This window comes from Streptomyces echinatus (genome assembly GCF_014203595.1).
GTDB classification, from domain to species: domain Bacteria; phylum Actinomycetota; class Actinomycetes; order Streptomycetales; family Streptomycetaceae; genus Streptomyces; species Streptomyces echinatus.
This window is the reverse complement of sequence record NZ_JACHJK010000012.1, coordinates 130,518-145,040: the sequence shown is the minus strand read 5'-3', so window position 1 is coordinate 145,040 and position 14,523 is coordinate 130,518. Positions and strand designations below refer to the sequence as shown.

General features: G+C 74.1%; 13 protein-coding genes and 1 tRNA gene. 5 read left to right on the top strand and 9 right to left on the bottom strand.

All coding sequences use genetic code 11. The features are described from left to right. Positions 1-2: 2 nt before the first annotated feature. Both FHS34_RS29535 and FHS34_RS29530 read right to left on the bottom strand, forming a co-directional pair. Positions 3-791: a ferritin-like domain-containing protein gene (locus FHS34_RS29535; protein WP_184971282.1), complete on the bottom strand. Its 789-nt coding sequence runs from the start codon at positions 789-791 to the stop codon at positions 3-5. Between the two features lie 227 nt (positions 792-1,018). Further along, positions 1,019-2,074 carry an LLM class F420-dependent oxidoreductase gene (locus FHS34_RS29530; protein WP_184970959.1) on the bottom strand — a complete coding sequence of 352 codons (1,056 nt, stop codon included), beginning with the start codon at positions 2,072-2,074 and terminating at the stop codon, positions 1,019-1,021. A gap of 339 nt (positions 2,075-2,413) precedes the next feature. Here FHS34_RS29530 and FHS34_RS29525 point away from each other — a divergent pair, with 339 nt between their 5' ends. Together FHS34_RS29525 and FHS34_RS29520 are read left to right on the top strand one after the other, a co-directional pair. Further along, the gene (locus FHS34_RS29525) at positions 2,414-3,397 is read left to right on the top strand and encodes an aldo/keto reductase (protein WP_184970957.1); all 984 of its coding nucleotides are present in this window, start codon (positions 2,414-2,416) and stop codon (positions 3,395-3,397) included. Continuing rightward, positions 3,394-5,802: a helix-hairpin-helix domain-containing protein gene (locus tag FHS34_RS29520; protein WP_184970955.1), complete on the top strand. Its 2,409-nt coding sequence runs from the start codon at positions 3,394-3,396 to the stop codon at positions 5,800-5,802. Before FHS34_RS29525 ends, FHS34_RS29520 begins: the two co-directional genes overlap by 4 nt. A 94-nt stretch (positions 5,803-5,896) precedes the next feature. Here FHS34_RS29520 and FHS34_RS29515 read toward each other — a convergent pair whose 3' ends face one another. Next, a complete protein-coding gene (locus tag FHS34_RS29515; protein ID WP_184970953.1) occupies positions 5,897-6,583 on the bottom strand; it encodes a hypothetical protein in 687 nt (228 codons plus the stop codon). Between the two features lie 47 nt (positions 6,584-6,630). Here FHS34_RS29515 and FHS34_RS29510 point away from each other — a divergent pair, with 47 nt between their 5' ends. Continuing rightward, a complete protein-coding gene (locus tag FHS34_RS29510; protein ID WP_014671721.1) occupies positions 6,631-6,819 on the top strand; it encodes a DUF5703 family protein in 189 nt (62 codons plus the stop codon). A gap of 111 nt (positions 6,820-6,930) precedes the next feature. Here the strand turns inward: FHS34_RS29510 and FHS34_RS29505 are convergent, their stop codons facing one another. The 3 genes from FHS34_RS29505 to FHS34_RS29495 all read right to left on the bottom strand — a co-directional run bounded on the left by FHS34_RS29505 (position 6,931) and on the right by FHS34_RS29495 (position 9,639). Continuing rightward, the gene (locus tag FHS34_RS29505; protein WP_184970951.1) at positions 6,931-7,803 is read right to left on the bottom strand and encodes a chaplin family protein; all 873 of its coding nucleotides are present in this window, start codon (positions 7,801-7,803) and stop codon (positions 6,931-6,933) included. Between the two features lie 118 nt (positions 7,804-7,921). Beyond that, positions 7,922-8,155, bottom strand: coding sequence for a chaplin ChpH (gene chpH / locus FHS34_RS29500; RefSeq protein WP_161289575.1), 234 nt, complete (start codon positions 8,153-8,155; stop codon positions 7,922-7,924). Between the two features lie 158 nt (positions 8,156-8,313). After that, entirely contained in the window at positions 8,314-9,639 is a 1,326-nt protein-coding gene (locus tag FHS34_RS29495) for a M20/M25/M40 family metallo-hydrolase (RefSeq protein ID WP_184970949.1), read from the bottom strand. Between the two features lie 213 nt (positions 9,640-9,852). Between FHS34_RS29495 and FHS34_RS29490 the strand changes: the two genes are divergently transcribed. Together FHS34_RS29490 and polX are read left to right on the top strand one after the other, a co-directional pair. Continuing rightward, a tRNA-Leu gene (locus FHS34_RS29490) sits at positions 9,853-9,940 on the top strand. A gap of 63 nt (positions 9,941-10,003) precedes the next feature. After that, complete coding sequence (gene polX, locus FHS34_RS29485; RefSeq protein WP_184970948.1) at positions 10,004-11,731, top strand: DNA polymerase/3'-5' exonuclease PolX; 1,728 nt, start codon at positions 10,004-10,006, stop codon at positions 11,729-11,731. Between the two features lie 10 nt (positions 11,732-11,741). On the opposite strand, the gene FHS34_RS29480 is transcribed toward polX, so the two are convergent. From FHS34_RS29480 to FHS34_RS29470, 3 genes are read right to left on the bottom strand one after another with little or no spacing between them, the layout of a single operon-like run. After that, a complete protein-coding gene (locus FHS34_RS29480; protein ID WP_184970946.1) occupies positions 11,742-12,872 on the bottom strand; it encodes a CapA family protein in 1,131 nt (376 codons plus the stop codon). A 9-nt stretch (positions 12,873-12,881) separates the two neighbouring features. Beyond that, complete coding sequence (locus FHS34_RS29475; RefSeq protein ID WP_184970944.1) at positions 12,882-14,186, bottom strand: phosphoribosyltransferase; 1,305 nt, start codon at positions 14,184-14,186, stop codon at positions 12,882-12,884. 12 nt (positions 14,187-14,198) lie between these two features. Further along, complete coding sequence (locus FHS34_RS29470) at positions 14,199-14,510, bottom strand: dsRBD fold-containing protein (RefSeq protein WP_184970942.1); 312 nt, start codon at positions 14,508-14,510, stop codon at positions 14,199-14,201. Positions 14,511-14,523 lie beyond the last annotated feature (13 nt).

Below are 14,523 nucleotides of genomic sequence, written 5' to 3'. Positions count from 1 at the left end.
GGTCAGGCGTACTCGGGGGCGGGCGCGGCCGGGGCGCCGAGGGCGTCGCGGTGTGCGGGCATGGCGAGGCCGACCATGTGGTGCCGGCCGGCGAGGCGTTCGTAGGCGTACGCGGCGTGGATGCCGGCCGCGAGGAGCGCCGACCGGGACCGGCCCCAGCCGAGGACGCGGCCCATGCGGGCCATCACGGCGAGGCTGACGTCCCGGTGGACGCGGATCTCGGCGAGCGCGCACGCGCGCAGGGTGCGCTGGATGAGCCGGCCGTGCCCGGCGGCGGCGAAGCGCAGCAGTTCCTCGTGGGTGTAGGCGAGGTGCCTGTCCTCGTCCTCGGAGATCATGCGGACCGCCCTGCCGACGTCGGGGTGGTCGCCGAAGTGCCTGCGGAGCATGGCCATCTGGTCGGCGGCCCGCTGTTCGGTGACCCGGCTGTGCGCGAGGTAGACGATGAGGTCCGGGACGGTGAGCGGCTCGTCCCGGCGCAGCCGGTCGTGGGCGAGACCGATGCCGCGCTTTTCCAGGAGCATCGTGTAGTCGGTCTCCGGCGGAACGGGGACGGGGGTGAGTCCGCGTCTCCTCAGCAGGGCCGTGAAGATGCGTCCGTGCTTGTCCTCGTCGGCGCCGTGCCGGGCGATCCTGGGCGCGAGCGCGCTTTCGCTCCGCGGCACGAGCGCGGCGATCCGTCCGTTCTCCCAGCCACCCTGGGCCTCTCCGCCGGCGGCGATGGAGCAGAAGAGCCGGAAGGACTCGTCGTTGTCGAGGATCTCCTGGAACAGACTCTTCGCCGACAGCATGGCAGTCACCTCTCCGCAGCTCCTCGGGATCCCGCAGAGAACGAGTCAAATGGGGACGGAACGGAGCCGCAACAGGGGTGTGGGCCGACTCGGCCGAACGAAGGACCGCGGCGGCGCGAAAGAAGGGCCGCGGGGGTCGTAACCGCACGGCGCCGGGCGCGTTGTTCCCCGTGACGGCCGTGGCGGGGAAGACCCCCGAGCCCCCACCACGGCCGTGGAAACCTCCCTTACGCGAGCCCGGCCCGCTCCAGCGCCTCACTGCCGGCGCGCAGCGAGGCGAGCCGCTCGTCCAGCGTGAAGCCGGCCGGGGCCAGGTTGAGGGTGGTGACCCCGGCGGCGGCGTAGTCCTTCATCCGGTCGGCGATCCGGTCGACGGAGCCCAGCAGGGCGGTCTTGTCGATCAGGTCCTGCGGGACCGCGGCGGCGGCTCCCTGCTTGTCCCCGGACAGATACATCCGCTGGATCTCGGCGGCCTCCTTCTCGTATCCCATGCGCTGGGCGAGCTGGTTGTAGAAGTTCTGCTTGGCGCTGCCCATGCCGCCGACGTACAGCGCGGTGTACGGACGGAAGGTGTCGGCGAGCCGGGCCACGTCCTTGTCGTCGCCGAGGGCGAGCGGCAGGGTCGGGCAGACGTCGAACCCGTCGAGCGTCAGGCCCGCCTTCTCCCGGCCCGCGCGCAGGTACTTGACCGTGGTCTCCTCCAGGTGCTCGGCGGAGGGGAAGATGAGCAGCGCGCCGTCGGCGATCTCGCCGGTCTGCTCCAGGTTCTTCGGGCCGATCGCGGCGATGTACAGCGGGATGTGCTCACGCTGCGGGTGCACGGTCAGCTTGATCGGCTTGCCGGGGCCGCCGGGCAGCGGCAGCGTCCAGTGCTCGCCCTCGTAGGTCAGCCGTTCCCGGGTCATCGCCCGGCGGACGATCTCCACGTACTCGCGGGTGCGGGCCAGCGGCTTGTCGAACTTGACGCCGTACCAGCCCTCGGAGACCTGGGGGCCCGAGACGCCGAGGCCGAGCCGGAACCGGCCGCCGGAGAGCGAGTCGAGGGTGGCCGCGGTCATCGCCGTCATGGCGGGCTGCCGGGCCGGGATCTGGAAGATGGCCGAGCCGACCTCGATGCGCTCGGTCTGCGCGGCGACCCAGCTGAGCACGGTGGCCGCGTCGGAGCCGTAGGCCTCGGCGGCCCAGCACACCGCGTAGCCCAGCCGGTCGGCCTCCTGCGCCACGGCCAGGTTGTCGCCGTCCATTCCGGCACCCCAGTAGCCGAGGTTGATCCCGAGCTGCATGGCCGATTCCCCTTACCCATGAGTAACGTCCTTGTCGGGGTGACCTTAGCGTGAGGGGGGTGCCGGGGGCAGGGGCCGCGGGGGCGCGGGTCGACCGCCGGGCGCGGGTTTCGGGGGCCGGACACGGGGCGGTTCCCGGGTGCGGGGCCGGGGGTCGGGGGCCGGGTGCGGGAGGGCGCGGGGTGGTTCCCGGGTGCGGGGCGTTCGGGGCTGGTCGCGCGGTTTCCCGTGCCCCTTCGGGGCGCTGTCCCACGCCGGATCGGTGCCGGGTGCGTGGTGATCGGTCCGGTTGTCCACAGGCAACCCACCGCACCGGTTCTGGCCAGTAATCTCGCCCGCATGGAGCAGAGGCATCTCGGCCGTACCGGCCTGCGTGTGTCCCGGATCGGGCTCGGCACCCTCACCTGGGGCCGGGACACGGACGAGCACGACGCCGCGGACATGCTGAAGGCGTTCTGGGAAGCCGGCGGCACCCTCGTCGACACCGCCGACGTGTACGGCGACGGGGAGGCGGAGTACCTGCTCGGCCGGCTCATGGACGGCCTCGTGCCGCGCCGGGACCTGGTCATCTCCACCAAGGCCGGCAGCGTGCCCGACCCCGACCGCCGCTTCGACGGCTCACGCGGCCATCTGCTCGCCGCCCTCGACGCCTCCCTGACCCGCCTCGGCACGGAGTACGTCGACCTGTGGCACGTCCACGCCTACGACCCCGGCACCCCGCTGGAGGAGACCCTCCAGGCCCTCGACATCGCGGTGAGCAGCGGCCGCGCCCGGTACGCCGGCGTCTCCAACTTCTGCGGCTGGCAGCTGGCGAAGGCGGCCACCTGGCAGCTCGCCGCGCCGGGCGCCCGCACCCGGCTGGCCAGTACGCAGCTGGAGTACTCGCTGCTGCAGCGGGGCGTGGAGCGCGAGGTGCTCCCCGCCGCGCTCGACCTCGGTGTGGGCCTGCTGCCGTCCTCGCCGCTCGGCAGAGGCGTGCTCACCGGCAAGTACCGGCACACCACTCCCCCGGACTCGCGCGGCGCCTCCGAGCACCTCGCGCCGTTCGTCGAGCCGTACCTGGACGACACGGCGACCCGCATCGTGGACGCGGTGACGACCGCGGCCGACGGGCTCGCGGTCACCCCCCTCCAGGTGGCCCTCGCCTGGGTCCGGGACCGGCCCGGGGTGGCCGCGCCGATCGTCGGCTCGCGCAACGCGCAGCAGCTCACGGCGGCATTGTCAGTGGAGGCCCTTAGTCTTCCTGACGAGATCTGCAGGGCGCTGGACGATGTGTCGGCGCCCGTGCACCGCTATCCCGATCACGACTGGAGCACGCTGTGAGCACGGAGCCGGAGACCACGGAGGAAGCCGGGCCGGGGACGCCGGACACACCCCGGACCGCGGATCGGGAGACGGCGCCCGGGGGAGGGCGTGCGCAGGACCGGGCGGGCGGCGGTGGCACGGCGGAGGGCTCCGCGGCGGCCGGGACGGGCGAGCCGGCCGAGGAGCCGGCGAAGACGGTGGAGACGGTGGCGGCAGAGGCCTCCCGGGGCGCCGACGGCGAGCGTGACACGGACGACGCCGATCACGCCGATCGCGCCGACGGCGAAGGAACTTCCGGCGGAGATGCCGGCGGCGAGCGGGACGCCGAGGGCGCGCCGGACACGGACGGTGTCGAGGGGGCGGAGAGCGGCACGGCCGAGGCGTCGGAGGGTGCGCAGGGAGCCGAGGGGGCCGGGCGGTCCGAGGCGGAGGCCGAGCTGGCCGCGCAGCGGATCGAGCGGGAGCGGATCGAGCGCCGCAAGGCCGAGCGCAAGGGCCCGATCGCCAGCGGCACCAAGCTCAGCGGCACGGCCGCCGACCTGCTCGCGGCGGTCCGGGCCGTGGAGAGCGGCGAGCAGCCGGTGGCCACGGTGTTCGCCGAGCCCGCGCCGGCACCGCGCCGCCCCGCCCCGGAGCCGGTCCGCAGGCCCCAGCCCGCCCCCGCCGCCACCCCGGTGCCCGGCGGTCCCGCGCCGGAGACGGTGGAGGCCGTGCGCCGCGTGCTGGCCGAAGGCGGCGCGCCCGACACCCTGGCCCCGCAGGCCGCGGCGGTCCTCGGGGAGGGCGCCGGCACCGCGCTCCGCGAGGACCCCTGGCGGCTGCTCCGGGTCGCCGGAGTCCGGCCGGAGCAGGCCGACGGCTTCGCGCGGGCGCTGCTCGGCGCCGCCTGCGGCCCGGACGACGAGCGGCGGGGCCGCGCGATGACCGGCTGGCTGCTGGAGCAGGCGGCCGTGGCCGGGCACACCGCCCTGGAACTGCCCGCGCTCCTCGCGGCGCTGGGCCGGCAGGGCGTCCCGGACCCGGACGCGGCGGTGCAGGACACGCTCGCCGAGGGGGAGGCGCTGGTGTTCCAGGACGCCCTGGAGGAGCCCGGCGCCCCCGCACCGCGGGACGAGGACGAGGAGGAGGACGAGGAGCGGGAGCGGCCGGTCCGGGTCCTCGTCGGCCTGGAGCGGTACGCGCTGGCCGAGGAGAGCCTCGCGGACGGCCTGGCCCGGCTGGTCAACTCCCCCTCGGAGGAGGCGGGGCAGGCGTGGGAGGCGGCGGCCGCCGGGGTGTCCGGCGGTGCGGCCGAACTGGCCCGTGCGGTTGCCGGGCACGGCCTGGTGCTGCACACCGGCGGGGAGGCGGCCCGCGCCGAACCGGCCGCGCTGCTCGGTGCCGCCCGCGGCGCGGGGCTCCGGGCCTTCGCCGCCTGCCACACACCGGACGGGTGCCGGCGGCTGGCCGCCCAGCTGGGCGGAGACCTGGCGGAGACGGGTGTGGGCACGGTCGCCGGGCTGCTGTCCGGCGCCGAGGGTCCGGGCCGGGACGCGGACGGCGCGCTGGAGCTGGACCTGCTGGTCGTGCTGGACGCGCCCCAGCTGGACGTGGAGAGCGCCGCGATGCTCGTGGAGTCGCTGCCCGACGGGGCGCGGCTGGTGCTCAGCGGCGACCCCGGGGTGCTGTGGTCGGCCGGTCCGGGCCGGGTCTTCGCCGACCTGCTCGCGGCCCGGGTCTGCCCGCAGGCCGTCTCCCGCGTCCCGGACCCCGGTCCCCTCGGCGAGCTGGTCTCGGGCATCGGCGCCGGCGAGCTGAACCAGGTCGCCGCGCCCGGCAAGGAGATCGTCATCGTGCCGGTGCGCGACGCGGGCGAGGCCGTGCACCGGACCGTGCAGCTGGTCGCGGACTCGGTGCCGCGGGCGATCGGCGTCCCGGCCGAGCAGACCGTGGTGATCACCCCGGGCCATGGCGGCGCCGCGGGCACCCGCGCGCTCAACTCCGCCCTGAAGGAACGCCTCAACCCCGGCCCGGGCCGGTTCGGCGGCTTCGACCCCGGTGACCGGATCGCCTACTCCCCCGCGCCGGGGCGCACGGTGCCGGGCGTGGTGGTGAACGCCGACGCCGACGGGCTGCACCTGTCCTGCGCCGGCGTCCCGGTCGTCGTACCGAGGGAGCGGGTGGAGGGCAGTGTCCGGCACGGCTGGGCGGTCACCGCGCACCAGGCGGTGGGCGCCCGCTGGCCGGCGACGGTCGTGGTCCTGCCCGGCGACGCCGCGCAGGCGCTCAGCCGCCCCTGGGTGTACACGGCGTTCGGCCGGGGGGAACGGCACCTGTCCGTGGTCCACGGAGTGGAGCAGGCCCTGGCGAAGGCGGTCGCGGAGATCGCCCCCAAGCCGCGTACGACCCGCCTGCGGACCCTGCTGCGCCCCCAGGCGACCTGACCGCCCCTCCCGTCCTCCGGCGGCGGTCCGTCACGACGGCGGAGCCCGGCGGTGCCGTACCGGCCTCGGACCCCTCGGCAGCGCCGGGCACGCCTCACTTCTCGGCGTCGAGCGCTTCCAGCTCCTCGTCGTCCTCGCCGGCGAAGTCGAGCTCGTCCTCGCCGTCGGACTCCTCGTCGTCGAAGACCGCGCTCACGTCGAACCGGCACACCACCGTCTGCGGGTCGACGTGCTCGAACGGTGCCTCCAGCCACTCCCCGGCCTCGAACGGCTCCTCCGCCGCCGTGACCCAGAGCGTGGAGTCGCCCTCCTCCAGGCCGAACTCCTTGTGCCGGGAGGCGATCTCGTCCGGCTCGAACTCGCCGAAGAGGACGCCCAGCGCCCCGGGGACGGTCCCGGCGGCGTCGTCGGCGTCCGCGCCGCCCTCGTACTCCGCCGCCTCGACCCGCTGGGCCTGCGCCAGCAGCCGCTGGGGTTCGGCCACGAGGTAGTCGCGGCGGATCAGCACACTGATCGCGTTCGGTTCCTCGGGGCCCGCGTACGGCGGCAGCGCGTCCTCCGCACCGGGGATCTCGAAGGGCGTGACCTCGTCGAAGCGGTCGTAGAGCAGCTCGTCGTACGCCTCCGCGGCAGCGGCCAGCTGGTTGAACGCCTCGGAGACGGCCGGATCGTCCTCTCCCGACCTGCGTTCGATCGCAGCCAGATGACGGTCGAGCGCGGTCTTGACCGCCTCGGCGGCGGCGCGTACCTCGGCAGCGGTGGGCTGCGCAGCATCAGACATAGTGCAGACGCTATCCGTACCGGGCACCAGCCCGCACAATAGATGCGATGCCGGAATACGAATTTGTCGACGTGTACGTGCCTCGCGGGGTCTCCCGCAAGGAGGCGACGCGTCTGCTGACGGACCATGCCGAGTACGGACACTGGGAGTTGGACCGACTGAGCCTGCTGCGCGACGGCAGCCGCAGGGTGCGGCTGCGCCGGCGGATCATCCGCCAGGTACGCGCCACATGGTGAGTACGGACATGTGAACGGAGCGGGCCCCGCCCGAAGGCGGGACCCGCTCCGTCCGCCGGCTTCACGGCCCGGTCACCGGGCCGCCGGCCGACGTCCTGTCGGCGCTGTCGCTCAGGCCGCGGCCCGGGCCTTGCGGTAGAGGACCGCGCCCGCGAGCAGCGCGCCCGCGCCGGCCGGGAGCGCGAGGCCCAGCGGAACCTCGCTGCCCGTGTGGGCGAGTTCGGCGGTGCCCAGGGGCTGGGTGGAGCGGCCCGTCTGTGCCTCGACCCGGGACGTGCCGTGGGCGGCGTCCTGGCCGCTCGTGCCGGAGTGGGTGCCCGTGCCGTGGTGGCCCTGCCCGCCCGGCTGGTGCGGGGTGCCGGGGTTGCCTGGAGTGCCGGGGTGGCCCGGAGTCCCGGGGTGGCCCGGAGTGCCCGGGTGGCCAGGCTCGCCCGGCTTCCCCGGGTGGCCCGGCTCGCCCGGCTTCCCCGGGTGGCCCGGGTGTCCGGGGTGGCCCGGGTGTCCGGGGTGGCCCGGCTTGCCCGGCTTGCCCGGCGGGGTGCCGTACCCGCCGTCGTTGGCGCAGTCGTTGCCCGCGGTGGCGTTGCCGACGCCGATGACGTCGACGCTGTTGCCGCACACGTTCACCGGGACGTCGACCGGCACCTGCACGGTGTTGCCGGACCCGACGCCCGGCGAGCCGCCGGTGTGGCCGTCGGCGCGCGAGCCGCCGGAGCCGCCGTGGTGACCCCCCGAACCGCCGCCGTGGTTGGCGCACGAGTTGCCCACCGACGGGTTGAGGAGCCCGACGACGTTGACGGTGTTGCCGCAGACGTTCAACGGTACGTGCACCGGTGCCTGCACCGTGTTGCCGGACAGTACGCCGGGTGAGCCCCCGGCGGCGCCCGCCGCGTTCGCGTCGGCGTGTGCGTAGCCGCTCGCGGCGGCGATCACGCCGGTCGCCGCGGCCATGGTCATCAGGCCCTTGCGCGTGCCCTGTCGCATGCTGAATTCCCCCCTGCCTTCCCTGCTTCGGTTCTCGGAAGACCGGTCGGCCCCGGAGCGCATGGCGCGCGCTCCGGGGCCGACGGCTCGTATAAGGACGCCCCTCAGGGAGCCGGCGTCACTTGTTGACGCAGGCGTTGCCGAAGGCGGGGTTCAGGAGCCCGATCACGTTGATCGTGTTGCCGCACACGTTCACCGGGATGTGCACGGGTACCTGGACGACGTTGCCGGACACGACGCCCGGGGAGTGCACGGCGGCACCCTGGGCGCCGGAGTCGGCGACGGCGAGGCCCGCGCCCGCGAGAACCAGACCACCGGTGGCAGCCGCAGCAGCGACGACCTTCTTGATCATTACTTCCTCCTAGTTGGCAATGCGACCCCAAGGCGCGGGATCACATCAGCTGCAACGAGGAGGGAGTAATCAAGCTACGAACTTATCGTCGCATTCACCCTTCTCAGTCGGCCTCGTACGGCTGCCCGATTAGCGCGGCGCCCCGGTGGGGGACGGCCTCACGAGGCGTCGATGAAGCGGTCGAGCACCCGCACACCGAACCGCAGCCCGTCCACCGGCACCCGCTCGTCCACTCCGTGGAACATGCCCGCGAAGTCCAGCTCCGGCGGCAGCTTGAGGGGTACGAAGCCGAAGCCGCGGATGCCCAGGTCGTCGAAGGACTTGGCGTCGGTGCCGGCGGAGAGCATGAACGGGATCGCCTTCGCCGCCGGGTCCTCGGCGAGCAGCGCGGACTGCATGGCCTCGACGATCGCCCCGTCGAAGGTGGTCTCCACGGCCTTGTCGGCGTGCACGTCCTCGCGCCGCACGTGCGGGCCCAGGAGCCGGTCGAGGTCGGCGAGGAACTCCTCCTCGTGGCCGGGCAGGAACCGGCCGTCGATGTGGGCGGTGGCCTCGCCCGGGATGACGTTGACCTTGTAGCCGGCGTTCAGCTGCGTGGGATTGGCCGTGTTGCGCAGGCTCGCGCCGATCAGCTTGGCGATGCCCCCGAGCTTGGCGATGGTGGACTCCATGTCCTCGGGGTCCAGCTCGGTGCCGAGGGCGTCGCCGAGCTCGTCGAGGAAGGCCCGGGTGGTCTTGGTGACCCGGACCGGGAACGTGTGCCGGCCGACCCGGGCGACGGCCTCCGACAGCTCGGTGATGGCGTTGTCACGGTGGATCATCGACCCGTGCCCGGCGGTGCCGGCCACGGTCAGCTTCATCCAGTGCATGCCCTTCTCGGCGGTCTGGATCAGGTACAGCCGGCGCTCCTCGCTGACGGTGTACGAGAAGCCGCCGACCTCGCTGATCGCCTCGGTGACGCCCTCGAACAGCTCGGGGTGGTGGTCGACCAGGTGGCGGGCGCCGTACGTGCCGCCCGCCTCCTCGTCGGCGAGGAAGGCGACCACGATGTCCCGCGGGGGCCGCCGCCCGCTGCGCAGCCGGTCGCGGACGACCGCGAGGGTCATCGCGTCCATGTCCTTCATGTCGACGGCCCCGCGCCCCCACACGCACCCGTCGGCGACCTCGCCGGAGAACGGGTCGTGGGTCCAGTCGGCGGCGTTGGCCGGGACGACGTCCAGGTGGCCGTGGATCAGCAGCGCGGGCCGGGAGGGGTCCTCGCCCTCGATGCGGGCCACCGTGGAGGCGCGGCCGGGGTGCGACTCGTAGATCTTCGGCTCCAGTCCGACCTCGGCGAGCTTCTCGGCGACCCACTCGGCGGCCTTGCGCTCGCCCGGCCCTGAGTGGTCGCCGTAGTTGCTGGTGTCGAACCGGATCAGCTCGCGGCAGAGGTCCACGACCTCGTCCTCGCCGGTGACGCCCCTGGCCGTGTCCGTCTCGCTCACGGTGCTTCCTCCCGCTGTCACTGCTGGTGGTCTCCTCATCCTCTCTCCGGCGCCGTCCGGACCCAAGACCGGACCCGGCCCGTCACACACCGTTCACGCGCGGCCGAGCCCGGGAGCGGGGGTGATCAGGCACCCTCGAAAGCCTGGTAATGTTTCCTTCGTCGCCGCGAGGGAAACCCCGCCGAAAGGGAAAACTCGCACGACAGACACCTTGTCCGGGTGGCGGAATGGCAGACGCGCTAGCTTGAGGTGCTAGTGCCCTTTATCGGGCGTGGGGGTTCAAGTCCCCCCTCGGACACCAGTGAAGGCCCCTGCTCAGCAGGGGCCTTTCGCGTGGGTGGGCGCGGCTTCCTAGACTTGAGGGGTGGCCCGGCCCAACGACGAGGTCGAGGCGCTCCTGCGGGAGTACGCCGATCTCCTCGCGATCACCGGAGGCGACGCTTTCAAGGCACGCGCCTACGAGAAGGCGGCGCGGGCGATCGGCGGCCATCCGGCCGACATCTCCGCCCTGGACGCGGACGGGCTGCGGGAGATCCCGAACGTGGGCCGGTCGATCGCCGAGAAGGTGACCGAGTATCTGCGCACGGGACGCATCGGCCTGGTCGAGGAGCGCCGGGCGAGGATCCCCGCCGGGGTGCGCGAGCTGATCACGATCCCGACGCTGGGGCCGAAGAAGGCGCTGCGGCTCTACGAGGACCTGCACATCTCCTCGGTGAGCGAGCTGGCCGCTGCCGTCGAGGCGGACGCGCTGGCCGATCTGAAGGGCTTCGGCGAGAAGACCCAGGACAACATCCGGCACGGCATCGAGCTGCTCCGGCGGGCGGGTGCGCGGGTGCCGCTGGCGCGGGCGACGGACACCGCCGAGGGGATCGTCGCCGGGCTGTCGGGGGTGACGGGCTGCCGGCGCTGCGCGTACGCCGGTTCGCTGCGCCGGATGCGGGAGACCGTCGGGGACCTGGACGTGCTGGTCGCGGCGAAGCGGTCGGCGCCGTTCATGGACGCGTTGTGCGAGCTGCCGGTCACGGCCGAGGTCGTCGTGCGGGGCTCGAAGAAGACGTCGGTGCGCACGGCCGAGGGGCTCCAGGTCGACCTGCGGGTGGTGCCGCCGGAGTCGTGGGGCGCCGCGATGCAGTACTTCACCGGTTCCAGGGCGCACAACATCCGTACCCGGACCATCGCCGTGCACCAGGGTCTGAAGCTCTCCGAGTACGGCCTGTTCGACACCGGGAGCGGGGAGCCGGTCGCCTCCCGTACCGAGGAGGACGTGTACGCGCGGCTGGGCCTGCCGTGGATCCCGCCGACGCTGCGCGAGGACCGCGGGGAGATCGAGGCGGGGCTGCGCGGGGAACTGCCCGAGGTGGTGACCGAGCGGGACATCCGCGGTGACCTGCACACGCACACCGATCTCACCGACGGTCTGGCCTCGCTGGAGACGATGGTGGAGGCCGCCGCCGAGCGGGGCTACGCGTACTACGCGGTCACCGACCACGCGCCCGGCCTGTCCATGCAGCGGATGACGGACGAGAAGGTCCTCGCCCAGCGGGAGCGGCTGCGGGAGCTGGACGGCACCCGGCGCCGGATGCGGCTGCTGCACGGCACCGAGCTGAACATCGGTCCGGAGGGCGAGGTGGACTGGCCGGAGGAGTTCCTCGCCGGTTTCGATCTGTGCGTGGCCTCGCTGCACTCCCACTTCGGCCTGGCGCGCGGGGCGATGACGCGCCGGCTGGTGCGGGCCTGCGAGAACCCGTACGTCAATGTGGTCGGGCATCCGACGACCCGGCTGATCGGCAGGCGGCCGGGCGTGGACGCCGACTGGGACGAGGTGTTCGCCGCCTGCGCGCGCACCGGCACCGCGCTGGAGGTCAACGCCCAGCCGGACCGGCTGGACCTGTGCGACGCGGACATCCTGCGGGCCCGGGAGCACGGGGTGAAGTTCGCCGTGAACTCCGACGCGCACTCCGTGCCGCACCTCGGGCAACTGCGTTACGGCGTCGGTACCGCGCAGCGCGGCTGGCTGACCTGCGACGACGTGATCAACACCTGGCCGCTGACCCGGCTGCGCCGGTTCCTGCGCAAGGGCGGGAGGCACTGAGCGGCGGGCCTCACCGCGGTGCGCCCGCGTGCAGGGCCCGTGCCGTGAGCGTGCCGTCGGCGGCGTGCTCGACCCGGGTGCCGTGGGGGCGGGCATGGCCGTCGAGCACGGTGCGCAGCCAGTCGGTGTCGTCGGCCGAGGCGTGTTCCAGGCGCAGCCGGCGGGCCCGGAGCGGCACCATCCGCAGTGCGGTGAGCCGGCCGGTGCCGGTCTCCACCGAGGCGAGGTACAGCAGCCGCAGGTCGTCGCGGTAGCGCTCGTAGCCGCCGATGCCCTCGTAGTCGTCGACGAGGTCGCCGCAGCCGTACAGGACGAGCCGGTCCCGGTACACCTCCGGCGGGCGCGGGTGGTGCGAGGAGTGCCCGTGGACGACGTCGGCGCCGGCGTCGACGAGCGCGTGGGCGAAGCGGACCTCGTCGCGGGGAACGGTGTAGCCCCAGTTGGGGCCCCAGTGGACGGATGCGACGACGATGTCGCCGGGGCGTTCGAGCTGTCGCAGGCGGTCGGCGAAGTCCGTCGCGGCGGCCGGGGTCGGCGCGGTGACGAAGGCCACGCCGGGCCGTTCGGCGGTGGCGGCCCAGCTGTGCGGGATCCCGCTGGAGGGCATCCCGAAGGCGAGGACCAGGACGCGTCCGCCGGCCCGCAGCGGTACGGCCGCGGGCCGCCACGCGGTGACCTCGTTCCGGCCCGCTCCGGCGGTGCGCAGCCCGGCCGCGGCGAGGGAGTCCAGCGTCTCCGCGAGGCCGGCCGGCCCGAAGTCGAGCACGTGGTTGTTGGCGAGGACGCAGACGTCGGGGCGGGCGGCGGCGAGGCAGGGCAGGTTGGCGGGGTGCATCCGGTAGTGGACGCCCTTGCCCGGCGCGAAGTCGCCGTTCCCGGTGACGGCGGTCTCCAGGTTGATCACCCGTACGTCCGGGGCGGCGCGCTCCAGCACGGGCAGTGCCTCGCCCCACGGCCAGGCGGGGTCGACGGGCCGGGGCACGGGTCCGTTCGCGGCCTCCGCCAGGGCGACGTAGTCCCGGGCGTCGTGCACGTAGTCCTCCCGGAGCAGCGGGTCGCCGGGGTGCGGGAGGATCTGGTCGACGCCCCGGCCGAGCATGACGTCTCCGGCGAGGAACAGGGTGACGGTCCGCCCGGGCATGGTCCGCGCCTACACGTGCGCGGGTGCCATGTGGTCCGTGAACCAGTCGCGTGCCAGTTCGGTCACCCTCTCCAGCGTGCCGGGCTCCTCGAAGAGGTGGGTGGCGCCCGGGACCACCTCCAGCCGGTTCTCGCACCGCAGTTGTGCCTGTGCGTCCCGGTTGAGCTCGATGACCGGCGCGTCCGCGCCGCCGACGACGAGCAGGGTGGGTGCCGTGACCGCGGGCAGCCGGGGTCCGGCGAGGTCGGGCCGGCCGCCGCGGGAGACGACCGCGGCGGGCCGTGCGGCGGGGTCGGCGGCGGCCCACAGGGCGGCGGCGGCTCCGGTGCTGGCGCCGAAGTAGCCGACGGCGAGTCCCTCGGCATCGGGTTCCTCGCGCAGCCAGCGGGTGGCGTCCAGCAGCCGGCCGCCCAGGAGTGCGATGTCGAAGACGTTGGCCCGGTCGGCTTCCTCCTCGTCGGTGAGCAGGTCGAACAGCAGGGTGCCGAGTCCGGCCCGGTGCAGTCCCCCGGCGACGAACCGGTTGCGCGGGCTGTGCCGGCTGCTGCCGCTGCCGTGGGCGAAGACCACGACGCCGGTGGCGTCGTCGGGCAGGGTGAGGCGTCCGCCCAGCCGTACGGCGCCTGCCGTCACCGTCACCTCGCGGTCGGTGGATCCGGCGCCTGCCCGGTGCCGGTGGCGGCTCGCGGCCCGGTGCAGACAGGCGGTGACCTCGTCGTCGGCGACCTGGGTGAAGTCGGCGTAGAACTGGCCGACCGCGGCGAAGTCCCACGGGGTGTCCAGGCAGACCAGTTCGTCGGCGTCCCCGCCCAGTCGCCGGGCGAAGTCCCTGGGGGCCACGGGGACCGCCAGCACGATGCGGGCCGCGCCCCGGGCCCGGGCGATGCGGCAGGCGACACGGGCGGTGGAGCCGGTGGCCACTCCGTCGTCCACGACCAGGGCGGTCCGGCCGGCGACGGACAGGGGGGTCGCGTCGCCGCGGTAGCGCGCGGCGCGTTCCAGCAGGACGTGGCGCTCGCGTTCCTCGACCCGGGCGAGGTCGACGTCGCCCACGCCGGTGCCGCGCAGCACCTCCTGGTTGATCACGCGTACGCCGTCCTCGCCGATGGCTCCCATGCCGAGTTCGGGCTGGTAGGGCACGCCGAGTTTGCGCACCAGGCAGACGTCGAGGGGCGCGTCGAGTGCCTCGGCGACCTCGGCGGCGACCGGCACGCCTCCCCTCGGCAGCCCGAGCACCACCACGTCCTGGCCCCTGAGGTACTCGAGGCGGGCGCCGAGCCGCCGGCCCGCTTCGAGGCGGTTCCTGAAGTGCACGGTGGTGCTCCTTCACTCGCGCGGCAGCCAGAGCGGCGCCGGGCCGTCGGTGTCGGCCGCCCCGGTGGCCTTCATGTCGCCGTCGGCGGCGCGCAGCAGCAGCCGGCCCATGGCGATGAGCGCGCGGCCCGCGGCGAGTTCGTCGCCGATCTCCGGCAGCGCGCGGTCGTAGGGATTCCTGCGGGCCTCCGCGTGGCTCTCCAGGACGTTGTCGCCGGTGTCGAGGACGATCCGGGCCGTGGTGTCCGGATCGTGCTCGGACAGGTACAGGTTGAGCCGCCATTCCTTGATGGCCGGAGGACGGCTGCACACGGGTCGGGTCATCGTCCCTCTCGCC